This is a genomic window from Streptomyces sp. NPDC045846 (genome assembly GCF_056431605.1).
On record NZ_JBWKKJ010000001.1, the window covers coordinates 830,457 to 847,904 of the forward strand.

The 17,448-nt window shown below is 72.2% G+C and carries 19 protein-coding genes; 10 read left to right on the plus strand and 9 right to left on the minus strand.

Features of this window, described 5'->3' with window-relative positions:
- The first annotated feature begins 176 nt into the window (after positions 1–176).
- Positions 177–1,538, plus strand: coding sequence for an NAD(P)/FAD-dependent oxidoreductase (locus tag AC07F3_RS03705; RefSeq protein ID WP_479110075.1), 1,362 nt, complete (start codon positions 177–179; stop codon positions 1,536–1,538).
- Here AC07F3_RS03705 and AC07F3_RS03710 read toward each other — a convergent pair.
- Together AC07F3_RS03710 and AC07F3_RS03715 are read right to left on the minus strand one after the other, a co-directional pair.
- Complete coding sequence (locus AC07F3_RS03710) at positions 1,518–2,357, minus strand: cytochrome c oxidase assembly protein (protein WP_479110077.1); 840 nt, start codon at positions 2,355–2,357, stop codon at positions 1,518–1,520. The genes AC07F3_RS03705 and AC07F3_RS03710 overlap by 21 nt on opposite strands.
- Positions 2,357–2,845 (minus strand): DUF2243 domain-containing protein, encoded by a 489-nt coding sequence (locus tag AC07F3_RS03715; protein WP_479110079.1) that lies wholly within the window; start codon positions 2,843–2,845, stop codon positions 2,357–2,359. The genes AC07F3_RS03710 and AC07F3_RS03715 overlap by 1 nt, the downstream gene beginning before the upstream one ends.
- A 261-nt stretch (positions 2,846–3,106) precedes the next feature.
- Here AC07F3_RS03715 and AC07F3_RS03720 point away from each other — a divergent pair, with 261 nt between their 5' ends.
- A complete protein-coding gene (locus AC07F3_RS03720) occupies positions 3,107–3,553 on the plus strand; it encodes a nitroreductase family deazaflavin-dependent oxidoreductase (protein ID WP_479110081.1) in 447 nt (148 codons plus the stop codon).
- Between the two features lie 53 nt (positions 3,554–3,606).
- Here AC07F3_RS03720 and egtD read toward each other — a convergent pair whose 3' ends face one another.
- Genes egtD through egtA form a run of 4 tightly spaced genes read right to left on the minus strand, consistent with a single transcriptional unit; the run spans position 3,607 to position 7,872 of the window.
- Positions 3,607–4,569, minus strand: coding sequence for an L-histidine N(alpha)-methyltransferase (gene egtD / locus AC07F3_RS03725; RefSeq protein ID WP_479110083.1), 963 nt, complete (start codon positions 4,567–4,569; stop codon positions 3,607–3,609).
- Positions 4,569–5,321: an ergothioneine biosynthesis protein EgtC gene (gene egtC, locus AC07F3_RS03730; protein ID WP_479110085.1), complete on the minus strand. Its 753-nt coding sequence runs from the start codon at positions 5,319–5,321 to the stop codon at positions 4,569–4,571. The genes egtD and egtC overlap by 1 nt, the downstream gene beginning before the upstream one ends.
- Positions 5,321–6,622, minus strand: coding sequence for an ergothioneine biosynthesis protein EgtB (gene egtB, locus AC07F3_RS03735; RefSeq protein ID WP_479110087.1), 1,302 nt, complete (start codon positions 6,620–6,622; stop codon positions 5,321–5,323). The genes egtC and egtB overlap by 1 nt, the downstream gene beginning before the upstream one ends.
- A complete protein-coding gene (egtA, locus tag AC07F3_RS03740) occupies positions 6,619–7,872 on the minus strand; it encodes an ergothioneine biosynthesis glutamate--cysteine ligase EgtA (protein ID WP_479110089.1) in 1,254 nt (417 codons plus the stop codon). The genes egtB and egtA overlap by 4 nt, the downstream gene beginning before the upstream one ends.
- A gap of 137 nt (positions 7,873–8,009) precedes the next feature.
- Between egtA and AC07F3_RS03745 the strand changes: the two genes are divergently transcribed.
- Positions 8,010–8,831, plus strand: coding sequence for a TIGR02452 family protein (locus AC07F3_RS03745; protein WP_479110091.1), 822 nt, complete (start codon positions 8,010–8,012; stop codon positions 8,829–8,831).
- Between the two features lie 58 nt (positions 8,832–8,889).
- On the opposite strand, the gene AC07F3_RS03750 is transcribed toward AC07F3_RS03745, so the two are convergent.
- On the minus strand, positions 8,890–9,351 hold the full coding sequence (locus AC07F3_RS03750) for a type II toxin-antitoxin system PemK/MazF family toxin (RefSeq protein WP_479110093.1): 462 nt from the start codon (positions 9,349–9,351) through the stop codon (positions 8,890–8,892).
- A gap of 71 nt (positions 9,352–9,422) precedes the next feature.
- On the opposite strand from AC07F3_RS03750, the gene AC07F3_RS03755 reads away from it, so the two are divergent.
- From AC07F3_RS03755 to AC07F3_RS03780, 6 genes are all read left to right on the plus strand, one after another.
- Complete coding sequence (locus AC07F3_RS03755) at positions 9,423–10,469, plus strand: glycosyl hydrolase family 18 protein (protein ID WP_479110095.1); 1,047 nt, start codon at positions 9,423–9,425, stop codon at positions 10,467–10,469.
- 472 nt (positions 10,470–10,941) lie between these two features.
- Complete coding sequence (locus tag AC07F3_RS03760; protein ID WP_479110605.1) at positions 10,942–11,253, plus strand: putative quinol monooxygenase; 312 nt, start codon at positions 10,942–10,944, stop codon at positions 11,251–11,253.
- A gap of 167 nt (positions 11,254–11,420) precedes the next feature.
- Complete coding sequence (locus AC07F3_RS03765) at positions 11,421–11,969, plus strand: hypothetical protein (RefSeq protein ID WP_479110097.1); 549 nt, start codon at positions 11,421–11,423, stop codon at positions 11,967–11,969.
- Between the two features lie 374 nt (positions 11,970–12,343).
- Positions 12,344–12,565 carry a hypothetical protein gene (locus AC07F3_RS03770; RefSeq protein ID WP_479110099.1) on the plus strand — a complete coding sequence of 74 codons (222 nt, stop codon included), beginning with the start codon at positions 12,344–12,346 and terminating at the stop codon, positions 12,563–12,565.
- Positions 12,562–13,170: an RNA polymerase sigma factor gene (locus tag AC07F3_RS03775; RefSeq protein WP_479110101.1), complete on the plus strand. Its 609-nt coding sequence runs from the start codon at positions 12,562–12,564 to the stop codon at positions 13,168–13,170. The genes AC07F3_RS03770 and AC07F3_RS03775 overlap by 4 nt, the downstream gene beginning before the upstream one ends.
- A 7-nt stretch (positions 13,171–13,177) precedes the next feature.
- A complete protein-coding gene (locus AC07F3_RS03780; RefSeq protein ID WP_479110103.1) occupies positions 13,178–13,885 on the plus strand; it encodes a hypothetical protein in 708 nt (235 codons plus the stop codon).
- A 74-nt stretch (positions 13,886–13,959) separates the two neighbouring features.
- Here the strand turns inward: AC07F3_RS03780 and AC07F3_RS03785 are convergent, their stop codons facing one another.
- Entirely contained in the window at positions 13,960–14,859 is a 900-nt protein-coding gene (locus AC07F3_RS03785; RefSeq protein ID WP_479110105.1) for an SCO4651 family lipoprotein, read from the minus strand.
- 114 nt (positions 14,860–14,973) lie between these two features.
- A complete protein-coding gene (locus AC07F3_RS03790) occupies positions 14,974–15,660 on the minus strand; it encodes a hypothetical protein (protein WP_479110107.1) in 687 nt (228 codons plus the stop codon).
- Positions 15,661–16,783: 1,123 nt separating this feature from the next.
- On the opposite strand from AC07F3_RS03790, the gene AC07F3_RS03795 reads away from it, so the two are divergent.
- The gene (locus AC07F3_RS03795; RefSeq protein WP_479110109.1) at positions 16,784–17,383 is read left to right on the plus strand and encodes an LAETG motif-containing sortase-dependent surface protein; all 600 of its coding nucleotides are present in this window, start codon (positions 16,784–16,786) and stop codon (positions 17,381–17,383) included.
- Positions 17,384–17,448: the final 65 nt, after the last annotated feature.

Below are 17,448 nucleotides of genomic sequence, written 5' to 3' on the forward strand. Positions count from 1 at the left end.
CCCCGAAACCGGGGAGGGCGGCTCCGTTTCAGGTCACCGAGGCGCGCACACGGTGGTGCCGGCGCGCTCCGTTGATCAGTATGGAGGTGTTGACGAACGCCGGTCAGGGGCACTCGGGCAGTGGACGGCCCAGTTCTCGTCCCCCGTTCTCAGGTCCCAGGGAAAGGACGCACACCGTGGCACGACCGAGGATTCTCGTCGTAGGCGCCGGCTTCGCAGGGGTTGAATGCGTGCGACGCCTGGAACGCCGCCTCCAACCGGGAGAAGCGGAGATCTCCCTGGTCACCCCGTTCTCGTACCAGCTGTATCTGCCCCTGCTCCCGCAGGTCGCGGCCGGGGTCCTGACCCCGCAGTCGGTGGCCGTCTCGCTGCGCCGCAGCGCCAAGCACCGCACCCGCATCATTCCCGGCGGCGCCATCGGCGTGGACCCCAAAGCCAAGATCTGCGTCATCCGCAAGATCACCGGCGAGACACTCGACCAGCCGTACGACCACATCGTTCTCGCTCCCGGCAGTGTGACCCGCACCTTCGACATCCCCGGGCTGCTCGACCACGCCCGCGGCATGAAGACCCTCGCGGAAGCCGCGTACATCCGCGACCACGTGATCTCCCAGCTCGACCTGGCCGACGCCAGCGAGGACGAGGACGAGCGGGCCTCCCGGCTCCGCTTCGTCGTCGTGGGCGGCGGCTACGCGGGCACCGAGACCGCGGCCTGCCTCCAGCGGATCACCCAGCACGCGGTCAAGAAGTATCCGCGCCTGGACCCCCGGCAGATCAAGTGGCACCTCATCGACATCGCGCCCAAGCTCATGCCCGAACTCGGCGACAGGCTCGGCAAGGCCGCCCTGGAGATCCTCCAGAAGCGCGGCATCGAGGTGTCGCTCGGCGTCTCCGTCGCGGAGGCCGGCGCGGACAAGGTCACGTTCACCGACGGCCGGGTCCTGCCCTGCCGCACCCTGATCTGGACGGCGGGCGTCGCCGCGAGCCCGCTGGTGGGCACCCTGGACGCCGAGACGGAACGCGGCCGGCTCCTGGTCACCCCGGAGATGACCGTGCCGGGCCTGGACGGGGTGTACGCGCTCGGCGACGCCGCGGCCGTCCCCGACCTCGCGAAGGGCGAGGGCGCCTTCTGCCCGCCCACCGCGCAGCACGCCATGCGCCAGGGCCCCAAGCTCGCCGACAACATCGTCGCCGCGCTGCGCAACGAGCCGCTTCGGCCCTATGTCCACAAGGACCTCGGTCTTGTCGTCGACCTCGGCGGTCGCGACGCCGTCTCCAAGCCGCTGGGCATCGAACTGCGCGGCATGCCCGCCCAGGCGGTCGCGCGCGGCTACCACTGGTCGGCGCTGCGCACCAACGTCGCCAAGACCCGGGTGCTGACCAACTGGATGCTGAACGCGATCGCGGGCGACGACTTCGTGCGCACCGGCTTCCAGGCCCAAAAGCCCGCCACGCTCAAGGACTTCGAGTACACCGACGCCTACCTCAGCCCGGAGGAGGTCCGTGCCCACACGGCCTCACTGACCGTACGAGGCTGAGGTGGGCGGGCTCCCCGCCCCTGCCCGGCGGCGCTCTTCGCGCGCACGGCGGCGGCCACCGGCCGCGTACCACTGGAGCCCGACCGCGACCGCGAGGGCGATCTCGACGAGGTCGCCGCCGTAGTACATGAGCTCGGCGGCGGCCGAGAGGTCGCCCGGCGCGAATCCGGTGCCGGGCGGACCCGTCACGTACAGGGTCTTGGCGAGGACGGCGTGCGCGCCGCCCGCGCCGACCAGCGCGGCCGACCGCGGGACGACGCCGTGGCGGCGCGGCAGCGGATCGAGGGAGCAGAGAGCGACCGAGAACAGCAGTCCCGCCGCGAAGACGTGGACGTGGACCAGGGCCGCGAGCCAGGCCCGTTCGTGTGCGGCGGCGAACAGCGGGGTGCGGTACAGCAGCCACAGCCCGCCCACGTCGAGCACGGCGGCCACCCCGGGGTGCGCGAGCACCCGGGCCGGCCGTGAGCGCAGGACGCCCAGGAGCCGGCGCCGGCCGCCCGGCGGCAGGGCGCGCAGGGTGAGGGTGACCGGGCGGGCCAGGGCCAGCAGCAGGGGCGCTGCCATGCCCGTGGCCAGGTGCTGGGCCATGTGGCCGGTGAACGGGCCGCCGGGCGGCGTCGCCAGGGCCACCACCACGAGGAGGGCCGCGCCCGACCCGAAGCAGAGGTCTCGCGCGGGCGGCCACCGGTCGCCGCGCCGCCGCAGCCGGGCCGCCGCGAGCAGATGGGCCACCCCGGCGCCGAGCGCGAGCCCGGCCGCCACGAGCGCCGCCCCGCCGGGCTGAACACCGTGCTGATGCGCCATCAACTGACTGGCCATCAGCGGTGGTTGGCGTCACGGGCGGCCCGCAGCAGCAGGGCCCCGGCGACGAGGAACAGCACGGCGAGGACGTTCCACGTCAGGTCGTACGGGGTGAGGTCCACGTGGTACCTGATCTGGTGCAGCCCCATCAGCTTGTGCTGGACCGTGCCGTCGTACAGCTGGAACGCCCCGGTGCCCGTCAGGATGCCACCGGCCAGCGCGCGCCCCGCCAGAGCCGCCCGACGGCGCAGCTCGGCGACCATGAACAGGCCGATGACGACGGCGAACCAGCCGAAGGCGTGGAAGAGCCCGTCGGACACCAGGCCGATGTCCGGCGTCGAGCGGTCGTAGAAGTGGTGCCAGTGCAGCAGCTGGTGGAAGACCGTCTCGTCGACGAAGGCGGCGACGCCGACGCCGATGAGCACGCCCGCCCAGGCCGAACGGGCGCGGAGCGGAGCGGACTTCGGTTCCTCGGGGGTGGTCCGGGGGGCGGATGGGGTCGCCATGGTGGCACGTCCTCGGTGGGATGCGGCGGGAGATCGTCCGGAGCGCGGCAGCGCACTCGGGTCGGGCTGCCCGCGCCCGGCGCGAACAAGCGTCCGGATCCGGCCGTTCTGCCCCGTACGTTCCGATCCGGCCCGTCCCGTCCGTACGGCGCCGTGCTGCGCGGAATCCGGGCGCCGCGGGGAAGATGGGTGCGGTCAACGGTGTTGTGCCGGGGACGGCCGAAGCACCGGTCCGCAGGTTCACTGACGAAAGGACCCAGCATGCCTCTCGACGGCGAGTACGAGCCGAGCCCCACCCAGTGGGTACGTGAGCAGGTCGAACTGATCGAGCGATCCGGCGGCACCGAGGGCATGACGATGCACGGGATGGCCGTGATCCTGCTGACGACGCGCGGCGCCAAGAGCGGCAAGCTGCGCAAGTCGCCCCTGATGCGGGTCGAGCACGAGGGCCGGTACGCGGTGGTCGCCTCGCTGGGCGGGGCGCCCAAGAACCCCGTCTGGTACTACAACGTGGTGGCCGACCCCAGGGTCGAGCTCCAGGACGGCACGGTCCGCCAGGACATGGTCGCCCGCGAGGTGACCGGCGAGGAGAAGGCGCAGTGGTGGGAGCGGGCCGTCGCCGCCTTCCCCAACTACGCGGACTACCAGAAGAAGACGGACCGGGAGATCCCCGTCTTCGTCCTGGACGCCGTCCCCGGCGGTCACTGACCGCCCGCGTCGGTCCGGCCCGCGGCGGGGCTGCCGCGGGCCGGACCGGCCGCTCAGCCCGCTGTCGCCAGGGAGAGCGCGAAGCGTCCGGCGGCGTCCGTCCACCAGTGGGCCGGTACGAACCCGGCCGCGCCCAGCTCGGCCCGCACGCCCTCCTCGCGGAACTTCGCCGACACCTCGGTGCGCATCTCCTCGCCCGCCGTGAAGGCGACCGCCAGGTCCAGTTCGGGGATCTTGACGGTCACGTCGCGGCGGGCCCGCAGCCGCATCTCGATCCACTCCTCCTCGCGGTTCCACAGCGCGACGTGGCTGAAGTCGTCCGGATCGAAGTCCCCGCCCAGCTCGCGGTCGATGACGCTGAGCACGTTCTTGTTGAAGGCGGCGGTCACCCCCGTCGGATCGTCGTAGGCGCGGACCAGGACCTCCTCCTCCTTCACGAGGTCGGTCCCGATCAGGAGCGAGTCGCCCGGTGCCATCAACTTCCGCACGGAGGCGAGGAATTCGGCGCGCTCGGCGGGCAGCAGATTGCCGATCGTGCCGCCGAGGAACGCCACGAGCCGCGGGCCCGGCGCCTCGGGCAGTTCGAGGACCTGGGTGAAGTCCGCGATCAGCGCGTGGACCCGCAGGTCCGGGCGGTCGGCGAGCAGCCCCTCGGCCGCCCCGGCCAGCGCGCTCTCGCTGACGTCGACCGGAAGGTAGGTGAGGGGCGCGGGCAGCGCGTCCAGGAGCAGCCGGGTCTTCTCGGAGGATCCGGAGCCGAGTTCGACCAGGGTGTGCGCGCCGGTCGCGGCGGCTATCTCGGCGGCACGGTCGGTGAGGATCTCCCGCTCGGCCCGGGTCGGGTAGTAGTCGGGAAGCCGGGTGATCTCCTCGAACAGCTCGCTGCCGCGCGCGTCGTAGAACCACTTGGGCGGCAGCGTCTTGGGGGAGCGGGTGAGCCCGTGCAGCACATCGGCGCGCAGTGCGGCCCCGGTGGCGTCCTCGGGCAGGGTGCGGGTCAGCTGGAACGGGCGCACTACTGGGGCTCCTTGAGGGGGGTGAGCAGGACGTCGGTGTGGTTGGCGGCGAGCAGGGTGCGGTCGGGCACCTCGCGCCAGTAGGGATCGTCGTCGTACGGCTCGGAGGCCACGACGGTGGAGCGGCCGGGCGCGTGCAGGTACCAGAGGGTGTCGCCCCAGGCGGTCGCGGTGATCGTGTCGCCGTCGGTGAGCAGCAGGTTGAGGCGGGAACCGGGGGCCGCGGCGGCGAGTTCGGTGACCGTGTCGGCCATCGCCTGGCCCGCCTCGTCGCCGCTGGTCAGCCGGTGCAGGACCAGCGCCCAGACGAACGCCGCGTCGCAGCGCGCCGCCAGGCCGAGCAGGGCCTCGGCGGGCAGCGCGGCGGCGAGCGGTGCCGCGCTGCGCGGCCAGCCCCGCACGGCGCCGTTGTGGCTGAACAGCCAGCGCCCGGCGGCGAACGGCGCGGCCGCCGCCTCTCCGTCCGCGCCCGCCTCGGTGGCGTCCCTGACCGCCGCCAGCAGCGTTCCGGTGCGCACCACCCGGGCCAGGTCCGTGAAGGTGGGGTCGGCCCAGATCGGCCCGGCGCGCCGGTAGCGGGCGGGCACGGGATCGCCGTCCGCGTACCAGCCGACGCCGAACCCGTCGGCGTTGACCGTGCCGTGGCGCTGCCGGCGCGGCGCCCAGGACTGCCGGTACAGCCCGTGCGGCGGCTGCACGAGGAGCTGTCCGAGGGGCAACGCGGGCCCGCAGTAGGCGATATGACGGCACATCAGTGCGCGTCCCGTGCCGTGCGGAAGCCCGCGAAGATCTGGCGGCGTACCGGCAGGTCCCAGTTGCGGAAGGTGCCCCGGCAGGCCACCTCGTCCACCGAGAAGGCGCCGCCGCGCAGCACCTTGTGGCCCGGCCCGAAGAAGACCTCCGAGTACTCCCGGTAGGGGAAGGCCACGAAGCCCGGGTAGGGCAGGAAGTCGCTCGACGTCCACTCCCACACGTCACCGATCAACTGGCGCACGCCCAGCGGCGACTGGCCCGCCTCGTAGGCTCCGGCGGGCGCCGGCCGCAGGTGTCGCTGGCCGAGGTTGGCGTGGGCCGGGGTGGGCTCGGCGTCCCCCCAGGGGTAGCGGCGCGAGCGGCCCGAGACCGGGTCGTGCCGGGCCGCCTTCTCCCATTCGGCCTCGGTCGGCAGCCGCCGCCCGGCCCAGCGGGCATATGCGTCGGCCTCGTACCAACTGACGTGCAGGACCGGCTCGTCGGCCAGTACGGGCTCGGTCACGCCGAATCGCCGGCGCAGCCACTGGTCGCCCTCGCGCCGCCAGAACAGCGGCGCGGTCAGGTCGTGCTCGCGGACCATGGCCCAGCCCGCGGGCTCCCACCAGCGCTCCTCGCGGTATCCGCCGTCCTCGATGAAGCGGAGGTAGGCCCCGCACGTCACCGGCGTCGTGTCCAGGTGGAACGCGGGCACGATGCGGTGGTGGGCGGGGCGTTCGTTGTCCAGCGCCCACGGCTCGGTGGAGGTGCCCATGGTGAACGGACCGCTGGGGACGAGGACTTCGGCCGGCAGCCGGTCCGTGCCGCCGGGCGGCGGCTCGGGCGCGGTGAGCGCGGCGGGCCCGCTGCGCAGCTGATGGGTGATCAGCATCGTCTCGTCGTGCTGCTGTTCGTGCTGGGCGATCATGCCGAAGGCGAACGCGGCGTCGGTCAGCGGGCCGCCGCGCAACGGGGTGCGCTCCAGGACGTCGAGGGCCCGGCCTCGCACGTCGGCGGCGTACCGGCGCGCCTCGGCGGGGGCGAGCAGCGGAAGGGTGGGGCGCGTGGCGCGGGGGTGCTCGAAGGCGTCGTAGAGCGAGTCGATCTCGGGCCGGATCGCGTCCTGCCCGGCGACCGCCCGCAGCAGCCACTGCTCCTCCTGGTTGCCGATGTGAGCGAGGTCCCACACGAGCGGGGACATCAACGGCGAGTGCTGGGCGGTCAGTTCGTGGTCGTCGACGCTGGAGGTCAGCACGCCGGTGCGGGCGCGCGCAGCGGTGAGCGCTGTCAGGGCGCGGGCCCTGAGCAGCTCCGGGTCGGTCATGTGCGGATGTCCTTCGGTGTGGCGAGTGAGGGGGTGTCGTCGGCCGGACATCGGCCCCGTACGACATAGCGGTCGGTGAAGGCGGCGACCCTGTTCCGGAGCTCCGGGGCGGCGCCGAGCCGGGGGAGCGCGTCGAGCGCCGCCGCGAAGCACACCGCGGCCGCCTCGCGCAGCTCGGGGTCGGCGAGCCCGTCGTGGGCCGCCGCACGCCAGAGCGGGTTGCGCGGGGCGGGCGACGAACCGGCGCGCTCGGCGAGGGGCTTGACGGTCCGGTAGGCGATCTCGGCGGCCTCCGGGTCGTCGAAGAGCGCGCTGGTCACGGCGAGCGGCACGGTCCACCCGTCGTCCCCGGGCTGCGCGTCGATCATGCGCAGCTCCAGGTGCCCGCGCGGCCGCACGGGCGGGAACAGGGTGGTCAGGTGGTAGTCGAGGTCGGTGCGGGTCGGCGGCCGCGGCGCCCCGGTGCGCAGCCACTGGCGGAAGGTGAGTCCCGGCGGCGCCGACCAGGGCCCCTCGTCGGCCCGTACGCACATGACCGGGGCGTCCAGGACGTGCGCGGCCCAGGCGGTGCGCGGCGGGACGTCGAGCGGCGGGGCCAGCGCGCACACCGGGTCGATGGCGCTCCAGTTGGCCTGCCGCGTCGACCGCCAGCCGGTCGCTCTTCCTTCCAGCGCGGGCGAGTTGGCGAACGCGGCGACCAGGACGGCGCCCAGCAGGTGCGCCATCAGCCAGCGTCTTCCGAAGCCGAGCGGGCCGGGCTCCTCGTACCCGGCGTCGAGGCAGACCTGCACGGAGGCCGAGGAGCACATCATGGCCCGGCCGGCCGGGCCGGTCCGGTCGAGGTGGGCCTCCATGGCGTCGTACCGCGCCTGGCGCAGCATGCGGCGCGGCGGATGCCAGGGGTCCTGACCGAGGCCGACGAGGGCGAGGCCGCGCTCCCCGAGGGCGGCACGGACCGCCGTCAGATCGGCGGAGACGGTGGAGACGCACTCCATGAGGGATGCGGCGGGCAGCGAGCTGAGCTCAAGCTGGCCGCCGGGTTCGACGGTGAGCGGCGACCGCAGCGGCAGGGTGCGTAAGGCGGCGTAGGCGGCTTCCAGACGTTCGTGCCGGACGGGAAGCCGGGGGTGGTGCAGATCGTGGACGAGCCATTCCAGCTCCACGCCGACGGTGCGTGGCGGGCCCGTCTTGAAGCAGATACATCGAAGCAGGTCCTCGGCCTCTGCTTCGGTCAACTCACGTGCGGTCATGGACGGATGCTCGCCTTCCCGGGGGACGGATACACATGCCGTCCTACCTAAGTCTCCGCCGCGGCTTCGCACAAGACCGCCCACCCGGACGGATATTCGATTGCGACAATCTTCCGCGGACGTTCACGATGCCCGTCATGAGTGCACGTCTGCGCGGCATCGCCCGCCACACGGTGGAGATCACCGACACCGGCCGCTACACAAGCGAGAACGACCGCGCCGTGTCGATCGCCGCACCGCTGGCCGCCGCCCTCGCGGGCACCACCCTGCACGGCCCGGAGCCCCTCGCCGTCACCCCGGACCGGGACCGCGCGACCCGCGTCGAGGTCACCGGGGAGAGCAGCCTGGACGCGGCCCGGCGAATGGTGGGGGAGGCGGCGGAGCGGGTCGCCGTCCTCACCTTCGCCTCCGCCCGCAACCCCGGCGGCGGCTTCCTCAACGGCGCCCAGGCCCAGGAGGAGGCGCTCTGCCGCGCCTCCGCGCTGTACGCGACGCTGCTGCGCGCCCCGGACTTCTACGCCCGGCACCGCGCGGACCGGGACGTCTTCTACACCGACCGGGTCATCCACTCGCCCGGGGTCCCGGTCTTCCGCGACGACCGCGGCCGCCTCCTGGACACGCCCTGCCTGGTGGGCTTCCTCACCTCGCCCGCCCCGAACGCCGGGGTGATCGCGAGCCGCACGCCCGAAGCGGCGCACCGCGTCGGGCCCGCGCTCGACGCCCGCGCCGGGCGCGTCCTGGAGACGGCGGTCCTGCACGGCTACCGGCGCCTGGTCCTCGGGGCCTGGGGCTGCGGCGTGTTCCGCAACGACCCGGCGCGGGTGGCCGCGGCCTTCCGCGGCCACCTCACGGGGCAGGGCCGGTTCGCGGGCCACTTCGACGAGGTGGTCTTCGCGGTCCTGGACCGCACCCGCGAACAGGGCACCCTGCGCGCCTTCCAGGCGGCGTTCCCGCGGTAGCCCCGCGGCGGTCTCCGGCTGCGCGGCTGACGGTGGAGCGTTGCCCGTCGGCGACGGCTCAGCGCCAGCCGTACCGCTCGCGCAGCCGGTCCGCGACCAGGGCGAACCGGGGCAGGTCCAGGGCGCAGGCCTCGCGTCGCATGCCCCGCTCGTGCAGCCGCAGCACCCGGTCGAGGTCGACCCAGGACTCGCGTCCCTCCCGGTCCCAGGGGCCGACACCGATCGGCACCCATTCGCGATCGTGGTCGTGCCGCTTGCTGGACAGCTGCACCGCGAGGAGCGTGCCGCTCGCCTCCCGGGCCACCACGAGCACCGGCCGGTCCTTGCCGCGCCCGTCGTTCTCCTCGAACGGCACCCAGGTCCAGACGATTTCACCGGGGTCGGGATCGCCGTCGCGGTCCGGCGCGTAGTCCATGCGGACCGCCCCCACGTCGTGCGGATCGGCCTCGGTGGTGGCGGTCGGGCCGCTCTGGCCGGGCAGCGGGGGACGATCGGTGTGGTCGTCGAGGTACGCAGTCATCCGGACACCGTAGGGCCTGTACGGCCCAATCCGCTGAGCGGGTGGGCCGGGCGGCCCGCAGGCTCGGGTCCATGGCCCTTCGCTCCGGCGCACGCCCGCGCCTCGCCCTGCTGTGCGCCGTCGCCGCGCTGTTCGCCGTCCTCGTACCGGTCCGGGCATCGGCCGACGAGCCGCCGCCGCGCACGGTGTCCGGCTGGCTCCCGTACTGGGACCAGGACGGCGGATACGCCGACGCGCTGCGGCACGCCGCCCAACTCCACACCGTCAGCCCGTTCTGGTACCAGGCGATCGCGGCCGACCGCGTCGACGGCCACCCGGGCGCGGGCGAGACCCGCATCATCGACGGCCTGCACCAGGCGGGCATCAAGGTCGTGCCGACCGTCATGGAGACGATGAAGTCGGGCGGCCTCGCCGCGATCCTCACGGACCCCGCGCTGCGCACCACCCACGTCGAGACCCTGCTCTCCGTCGTACGCAGCCGCTCGTACGACGGGATCGACATCGACTACGAGTCCATCGCTCCGACCGGCGACGCCGACTACCCCACGGTGCGCGCCGCCTACGCCACCTTCGCCGGGGAACTGTGCGGACGGCTGCACGCCCTGGGCAAGCAGTGCGTGCTCACCGTGTCCCCGCAGACCGCGACCACCGGCCGGATCTGGGACTACGCCGCGCTCGGCCGGGCCGCCGACCGGGTCCGCATCATGGGGTACGACCTCCACTGGCAGGGCGGCAGTCCCGGCCCACTGGCCAGCCCGCAGTGGTACGACGACATCCTCAGCCGGGCCACCGCCCTCGTCCCCGCCGACAAGCTGGAGATGGGGCTGCCCGCCTACGGCTGGGACTGGGTGCCCGGCGGCAGGACCCGCCACGTCACCTGGCGCGAGGCCGAGGCGCTGCGCGCCGCGAAAGGCATCCCCTACCACCTCGACGCGGATTCCCAGACACCCCACTTCTCGTACGCGGAGGACGACGACGTCCGCGAGGTCTGGTACCAGGACGCGACCGGCGTCACCGCCGACCTGCCGGTCCTGCGCCGCTACGGCATCCGCAACACCGGCATCTGGGCGCTCGGCTTCGAGGACCCGGCTCTCTGGCCGGTGCTCGGGCGGGTCTGAAAAATGGCAGGAAAGCGACGATGGGCGCCACCCCGGAGCGGCGCGGGGTCCGCTCGGCCCCGCCCTGCGTCCAGTCGTGCCGCCGACGCGATCGTCCTCATGGCCCCCTCCGCGGGGAAAGGTCTCCGTCCGGGAGGTCCCGGACGGCACGCTGACGGCATGAGGAGCGGACCTCTCGCGCGCGGCCGACCGAGGGTGTGGGTTCGCGTCGAGCCCCGTTCGGGCTCGCATCCTGGGGATCGCGCCCGCCGTCCGGCGGCATCGGGTGCCGGGCGCCAACTCCGCCCGACGGGCACGTACCTGTTCGCGCGGCACGCCGCGGGCTCGGAGGCGAGTTCTTCCCGTGGAAGCCGGAGCTTGAGACGCGGATCATCGGGTGGGACCGTAGTCCTCGCCTCCCTCCGGTGCGGGAAGGCGGTGCTCGAAGGCCGATGGATCAAGCGAAGGGTGAACGCGCGTGTCCAGTGACAGCATGTTCAGCGTGTATGGGCGAATGACCGCACTGCCCGGTCGCCGTGACGACCTGATCGCCCTGCTGCTCGGCGGATTCCGCGCCGCGGGCGACGGCGGCGGCCTGCTCGCGTACACCGTCAACGCCGCTCTCGACGAACCCGACACGGTGTGGCTGACCCAGCTCTGGGCCGACAAGGAGGCCCACGACACAACCACCCGTTCCGAGGCGGTGGTTGAGGTGACGCGGCAGGTCCCACCGCTCCTGGCTCGGCAACCCGAGGGCTGCTACGGCCGTGTCGTCCACCTCGGAGGCCACGTCGCCACGGGCTGAACCGCGACCCGCGCAAGGACGACCGGTATCTCGCCTCCGTCGCCGATGACCGTCGAACTCCCCTGAGGAGCTGGCCAGTTCGCGATGGTTCAGCCGAAGGCCCGATTTCCGTAGGCTCTGCACCGTAAAAGCGACCGCACCTTCCGCTGAGCCCCCAGGAGGTTGTCGTGTTGTACGCGTTTGGCTTCGAGCGGGTGGGCGTGGTGGTCGGCGACCTCTACTTCGTCGACCCGGACCCGCTGCCGGGACAGGCGACTCCCGAGCACGGGGTGCGTCTTGAGCTGCGGATCTTCGAGAGCGGCGAGTTGACCGGATCCATCTACGCCGCGCGGCCCGTCTCCATCGGCCGCCCGCTGTGGCGAGTGGATCTGCTCCAGGACGTGAACGCCGCCCCGAACGCCCTGGACCGGGCCCACCACCACCCGGGCTTCAGCGGCTGGGACCCCGGCCCGCGGGTCTTCGTCGAGGAGCTGTCCAGGGACCCGCTCGCCTGGCTGGCGCGCCAACTGGCGGATGTACCAACCCTGTTGAAGGAATCGAGCATCCCCGCGGCCGAGATCCCGGCAGCGGACGTGCGCGCTCTGCGCGACGCGGCGCCCGAGATCGTGGACACCGTCCGACGGCTGCTGGAGCGCGTGTGGTCCGGGGAGCTCGGCCGCGCGCCGGGGGCCGAGGGCTCGGATGCGGCCGCCGGTGTGCGCGCGAGCTGGCTGTAGGGCGGCGATGCGGTTCCGTACGCGCGGGCGCGTCCACGAGGGCGGCGCCCGCCGAGCCGAGCATGGGTGACGTGCATCACACGGACTGTCGAGGGTGGTGCGAACCCCCTTTGCGCAAACGGTAGTTGACCGTTCCTCTTTCTCAGGGGCCGCGCAGGTCGTCGACGGCGGCGGGGGCCCTGCCGGGGTGCTGTGTGCGGGTGTTCGGGCGGTGCGAACGCGTACGCACCTTTGCGGTAAGCGGAAAGTTACCTTCCGTTACAAACTGGTGGTCAGGCGCTCTGCACGTTTCGTGGGCCCCACCCGCTTATCTGTTCTCAGGAGCAACGGCGCTCCAGGCACAGCTGGTTCTGCGGGGATGGCACTACAGCTCCGTGCTGATCGACTGCAAAGGATTTCGGATCATCGTGAACTACGACGTTGCCGGCTTTCTGCTGGCCTCGGCGGCCGCGGTGCGTGCGTACGCGCCGGACGCGCGGTCGCTGCTACGGCGTCTGCTCGGAGCAGGCGTCCGCGTCGGAGCAGCAACTCTGATCGAACGGCAGGCGCCTGCAGGCCGCCCCGACACGACCTCCCTCGACGAGGGGGGCCGATGACCGAGCCGCCCAGCGATCCCGCCGAGCACGCGACGCGCGAGCCGAGCGACACCATGCCTCCCGCGTTCTGGGCCTTCCACCGCCAGTACCACCCGCCCTACCTCGAATACGCCCGCATTCAGCTGGGAGACGACGAGGCCGCTCGCGACCTGGTGGACGGGACGTTCATCTACCTCGCCGTCGTCTGGGGCACGGTCACCGAACAGGCCAACGTCGGCTCCTACGCCTGGGCGCTGCTGAAGGAGCGGGTCTGGGCCGAGCTGGCGATCAAGGGCCGCGATCCGGCCGCGGCGGAGACCATGGCCTTCGCCCGCGCGGTCCGTGCGGCCACCGATCCGATTCTGGACAGCTTCCGCGCGCGGTTCCGTGAGCAGATCACGGAACTGGAGGAAACCATGGGCCTGTTCGGTGCGATGGCGCGGCTGCCGGAGCGGCAGTTCGATGTCATCGTCCTGCGGTTCGCCCTGGGCTTCGACACCAGGACCACCGCTCTGGTCATGGGCATCCGCGAGGCGACGGTCCGTTCCACCCGCCGCACGGCCAAGCGCCGGCTCGCCGCCGAGCTCGGTCTTGACGTCGACGAGGACAGCGACGATGAGGAGTGATGGACAGATGCGCGCACCGCGCGGCATCGAGGACGTCCTGGCCCGGGCACGGGTCTTCGAAGGCGAGTACACCAGCGACGAACTGGAGGAGTCCCGGCGCCGGATCACCCTGGAGCTGGGGGAGTTCCGCTGGCTGCGGCTGGTGGCCGGGCCGGGCGGGGGCCAGGCCCGCGCCGGATGCGGGCCGACGGCTCTGCACGAACGCGCCGCCCGCGACCTTCGTACCCTCAGCCAGAGCATCATCCACGCCGAGGACGCGGCCCAGCGCATCGCCCGCTTCGACACCGTCCGCGATCCGGGGGGCGCGCTGGCCTTCGCCTGCCTGCTGGTCCTGGCCGACAGGGAGGAAGGCGCCCAGTTCTGGTGGCAGTTCGCCGCGGGGGCGGGCAACGCCACCAGCGCCCTGTGCCTCTATTTGCTGCACCTGCGCCGCGGCGAACTCCGGGACGCCCAGTACTGGGCCCGCCAACTGGCCGAACTGGAAAGGGAACCGTGCCAGTACATGCCCGTACCGCACGAGGTCGTCGCGGGCACGGAGGTCCCGATGGCCGTCACGGTGCAGTACGAGCTGCCCAGCGACGGCCATGCGGTACGGGAGACCGCGGTCAAGGGCGCCGTCGAGGACCTCGACATCGGCCAGCTCGACGACTTCGGCCCCATCCCCCAGCCCGGCCCCGACCTCGCCGGGCAGTGGGCCGATCTCGTCTCCTCCTGACGGCCTGATCGGGCCGTGAGGGGAACGGCGGGGGCGGGCCGTGAGAGGCCCGCCCCCGGCGGCCTTGGCGCGGCTCAGGTCTGAGCGGGAGCCTGCTTCTTGAGGGAGGCGAAGTCGACCGTGTCCGAGGCGGCCGGGGCCTTCACGTCGACGGGCAGGCCGTAGCCGAAGAAGTACGCGGTGCCCGTCCTCTCGCCTCGCGCGGTGCGGGTGTGCTCGGTCTTCTTGACGGGCAACCCGTCCTTGCCGACCCAGAGGTCGATGGACTCGGTCGTGACGCCGCTCTTCTCGAGCTGGGCCTTGAGGCCGTCCAGGGTCTTCCGGTCCAAGTGGTTCGTCCCGGCCGCCAACTTGGCGATGTCGACGGTGCCGCTGTAGTGCGTGGCCGCCACGCCGCGCACGGTCTCCTCGCCCACCCGGTGCACATCGGGGGAGGCCAGCAGGGCCTGCACGGACTTCTCGGGCGTGGAGGTCTGCATCTGGTCCGACATGAACGCGCCGTACGGGCTCTGCTTGGCCAGGGCCGCGTAGCCGTACCAGATCCAGTGCTTGCCGCCCATGTGCGCGGCGAACTGCGGGCCCATGTTCATGGCGAACCCGTCCGGGAGATACCGGGCCTGGATCGCGCCGATGCCCAGCTTTCCCATCTGCTGGGCCGTGACGCCGCGGGTGAACTTCAGGGTGACCTCCCCCGAGGTGGCGCTGTCCCAGGTCAGCTGCCCCGAACCGGCCACCTCCTCCGCACCGGAGGTCATGGACAGCTCGACCCGTGCCGAGTGAGCGGTGGCCGTCTTCTTCCACGACGCCTGCAAGGCCTCCACTGCACCCCCCGAAGAGGCGTCGGGCCGAGCGGCAGCCTGCGAAGGCGCGGCGGACGAAGCGACCTTGCCGCCGCCACCACAACCCCCGCCCCCCATGACCACGGCCACCACCGACACCGCGATCCCCACCCGGCGTATCGAACCCACCCGCATCAAATCCCCCTCAACGCACCACGGCACACCGCCGTCCACTGCGGAGGGAGAACCTACCGCAGCCCTCCGACACCGGGTGGGGGAGGGCGGGTGGTGCCATGCAGTCCGTCCACCTCATGCAGTGACGAGCTCTGCTCCAGAGGCGCCGGGGTTGTCGGGGAGCGCGTCCGGGATGAGGCCCTCGCCATGGGTGGGGGCCTGGTAGCGGAGGTGGGCGAGGCGGGCCTGCTCCTGGCGCATGTGCATGAATGATTCCAGGATGTACCCGACCAGAAGTACCAGCACGGCGATGGTCATGATGGTGGCGGCCAGCAGTGCGGTAGGGAGGCGCGGCACGGTGCCGCTCTCCACGAACTCGGCGAGGACCGGTGCGCCCAGTGCCAGGGATATGACGGCCAGAAGACCCGCAATGATGGAGTGGAACAGCGCGGGGCGCTGGCGGCGGGCGAGGCCGAGGATGAGCTTGAGGATGCGCCAGCCGTCGCGGTAGGTGCGCAGCTTGCTGACGCTGCCGGCCGGGCGGTCCTTGAAGTCGACCTCCATCTCGGCGGTGGGCAGCCGCAGGCTCAGGGCGTGCACCGTCATCTCGGTCTCGGTCTCGAACTCCCGCGACAGGGCGGGGAAGGACTTGAAGTAGCGGCGCGAGAAGACGCGGTAGCCGCTGAGCATGTCGCTGACGTCGTTGCCGAACAGCGAGCGCACCGCCCCGGTGAGCATCTTGTTGCCGACGGCGTGCCCGGCCCGGTATGCGGTGTCGACGATCTCCCGGCGGGCGCCGACCGCCGCGCGTGGAGCCAGCACTGCCGTACGCAACTCGGCGCCCCGGACGTCTCTTCCGCCCAGCCGAGGGTGACCGATCCGTCCGGAGCCGCCAGCAGAGAGCCGTCGATCCGCGCACCCACCTCGGAGGGCGAGGTGAACAGGGTCTGCGGTGCTCCCCAGGCCGACTTGCCCGCGGGACGGACCGTGACCAGGAGGGACCGGCTCGATCTGTCCTTCGCCGTGCGGTACCAAAGAGCCACCGCGGCCCCGTCCTTGGCGGTCTTGACGTCGACCACGCTCTCCGTTGCCGACCCGTCGCTCAGCCCGGTGGCCGCCCGCCGGCGGCTGCGCCTCGGCCGTCGCGGCGAAGGCCGGCGGAGCCACCAGGATGCAGGGCCCCACCACCCCGAGTGCCGGCGTGGGCGCGAGCGCCGTTCCCAGGAAGCTGCGCAGCACATGCCTCTTCGGCATCGTCACGCGTACCGCGACTCGCAGATGAAGGCATGGCGAGGCAGCGTAAGTGAAGAAGCCCTCCGGCTTCGCCCCCCAGGCACGGCCCCCCATGCGAAGTACCGGGAGGTTAGCAGCAGCCTCTGAGATTCCAAGAGTCCGATGATGCCCGCCTGTTGAGCCGCCCATGGCGTTGGGCATCCCCTCCGACGGTGCGGTGACGTGACGCACGTCACCAGAGGGGCGTGTGAGGCCCTACAACCAATCCCCTGCACCACGGGTCATCCGTACGTAACCTCCAGCCCAGGTTGTGCACGCGCCCACCAACTCCGTATGGCGGACACCGCAGTACGCCAGATTCCCTGAGGTCGTAATGAAACTCCGTTTAGCCATCGCTGCCACTGCCGTGACGTCCGCAATGGCCCCGGCGATGCTTCTGTGCGCGCCAGGCGCCTTCGCCGTCGAGGCCCCGTCCGCCTCGCCATCGGCAGCGTCATCGCAGGAGTCGCCACTGGCACCCCACGCCGCGGACAAGCCCTCGCCTTCCGGTAGCAAGGCCGTCCCTGCTACCGGAACGAAGCCGTCCGCGGCTCCAACCCGAACCACGTGCACGGGTGACGAACCGGACAGGAAGACCGACGAGAACCTCCAGACCACTCTCTCCGGCATTCCGGCCAAGATCGTCGCGGGGGGTGGCGCCCACGCTCTCAAGGTGAACGTCTCCAATCACGGGAAAACCGCATACAAGCGGGTGGACTTCAGCTTCATCACCGGAGTTCTCGACTCCAAGGGCCGCGCCGACCTCAAGTACGTCGCCGTGGAACTCAAGGACCCCGAGACCGGCGCATGGAAGGGCATCCCTGAGGGCGATTTCGTCACCGACGGCGGATATCTGGGGTGGAGGGGCATCAAGCCAGGCGAATCCTTCTCGTTCGACCTGCGCCTGACCGTGGCCAAGAACGCCCCCGCGGGTCGCGGTTTCGCCTTCAGCACCGGCGACTTCAGCGACGACGCGGGTAAGTGCGCGGTCACTGGCGGCCACAAGAATGCCGAGTTCGAGATCCTCGCAGCAGGCAGCGCGGAACCGGGCCAGGGCAACGAGGCAAAGCCGAAGGAAGGCGGCAGCAAGCCGATTCCAACCCCCACGACGAAGCCGACCGGTGGCACCCAGCTCAACCCTCAGGGGAACCTCGCCGAGACGGGCTCCTCAACCGCCCTTCCGGCATTTGCCATCGCGGGCGCTGCGGCTGTCGCCGCCGGGGCCGGCGCGGTCTTCCTCGTACGGCGGCCCAGGAGCGACCGGCCTTCCTGAGTCCCGCCATCCAGGTCGGAGGCGTTGTGGCCGGGCCGCGCAGCGCTTCCGGGCTGGGGGCGAGC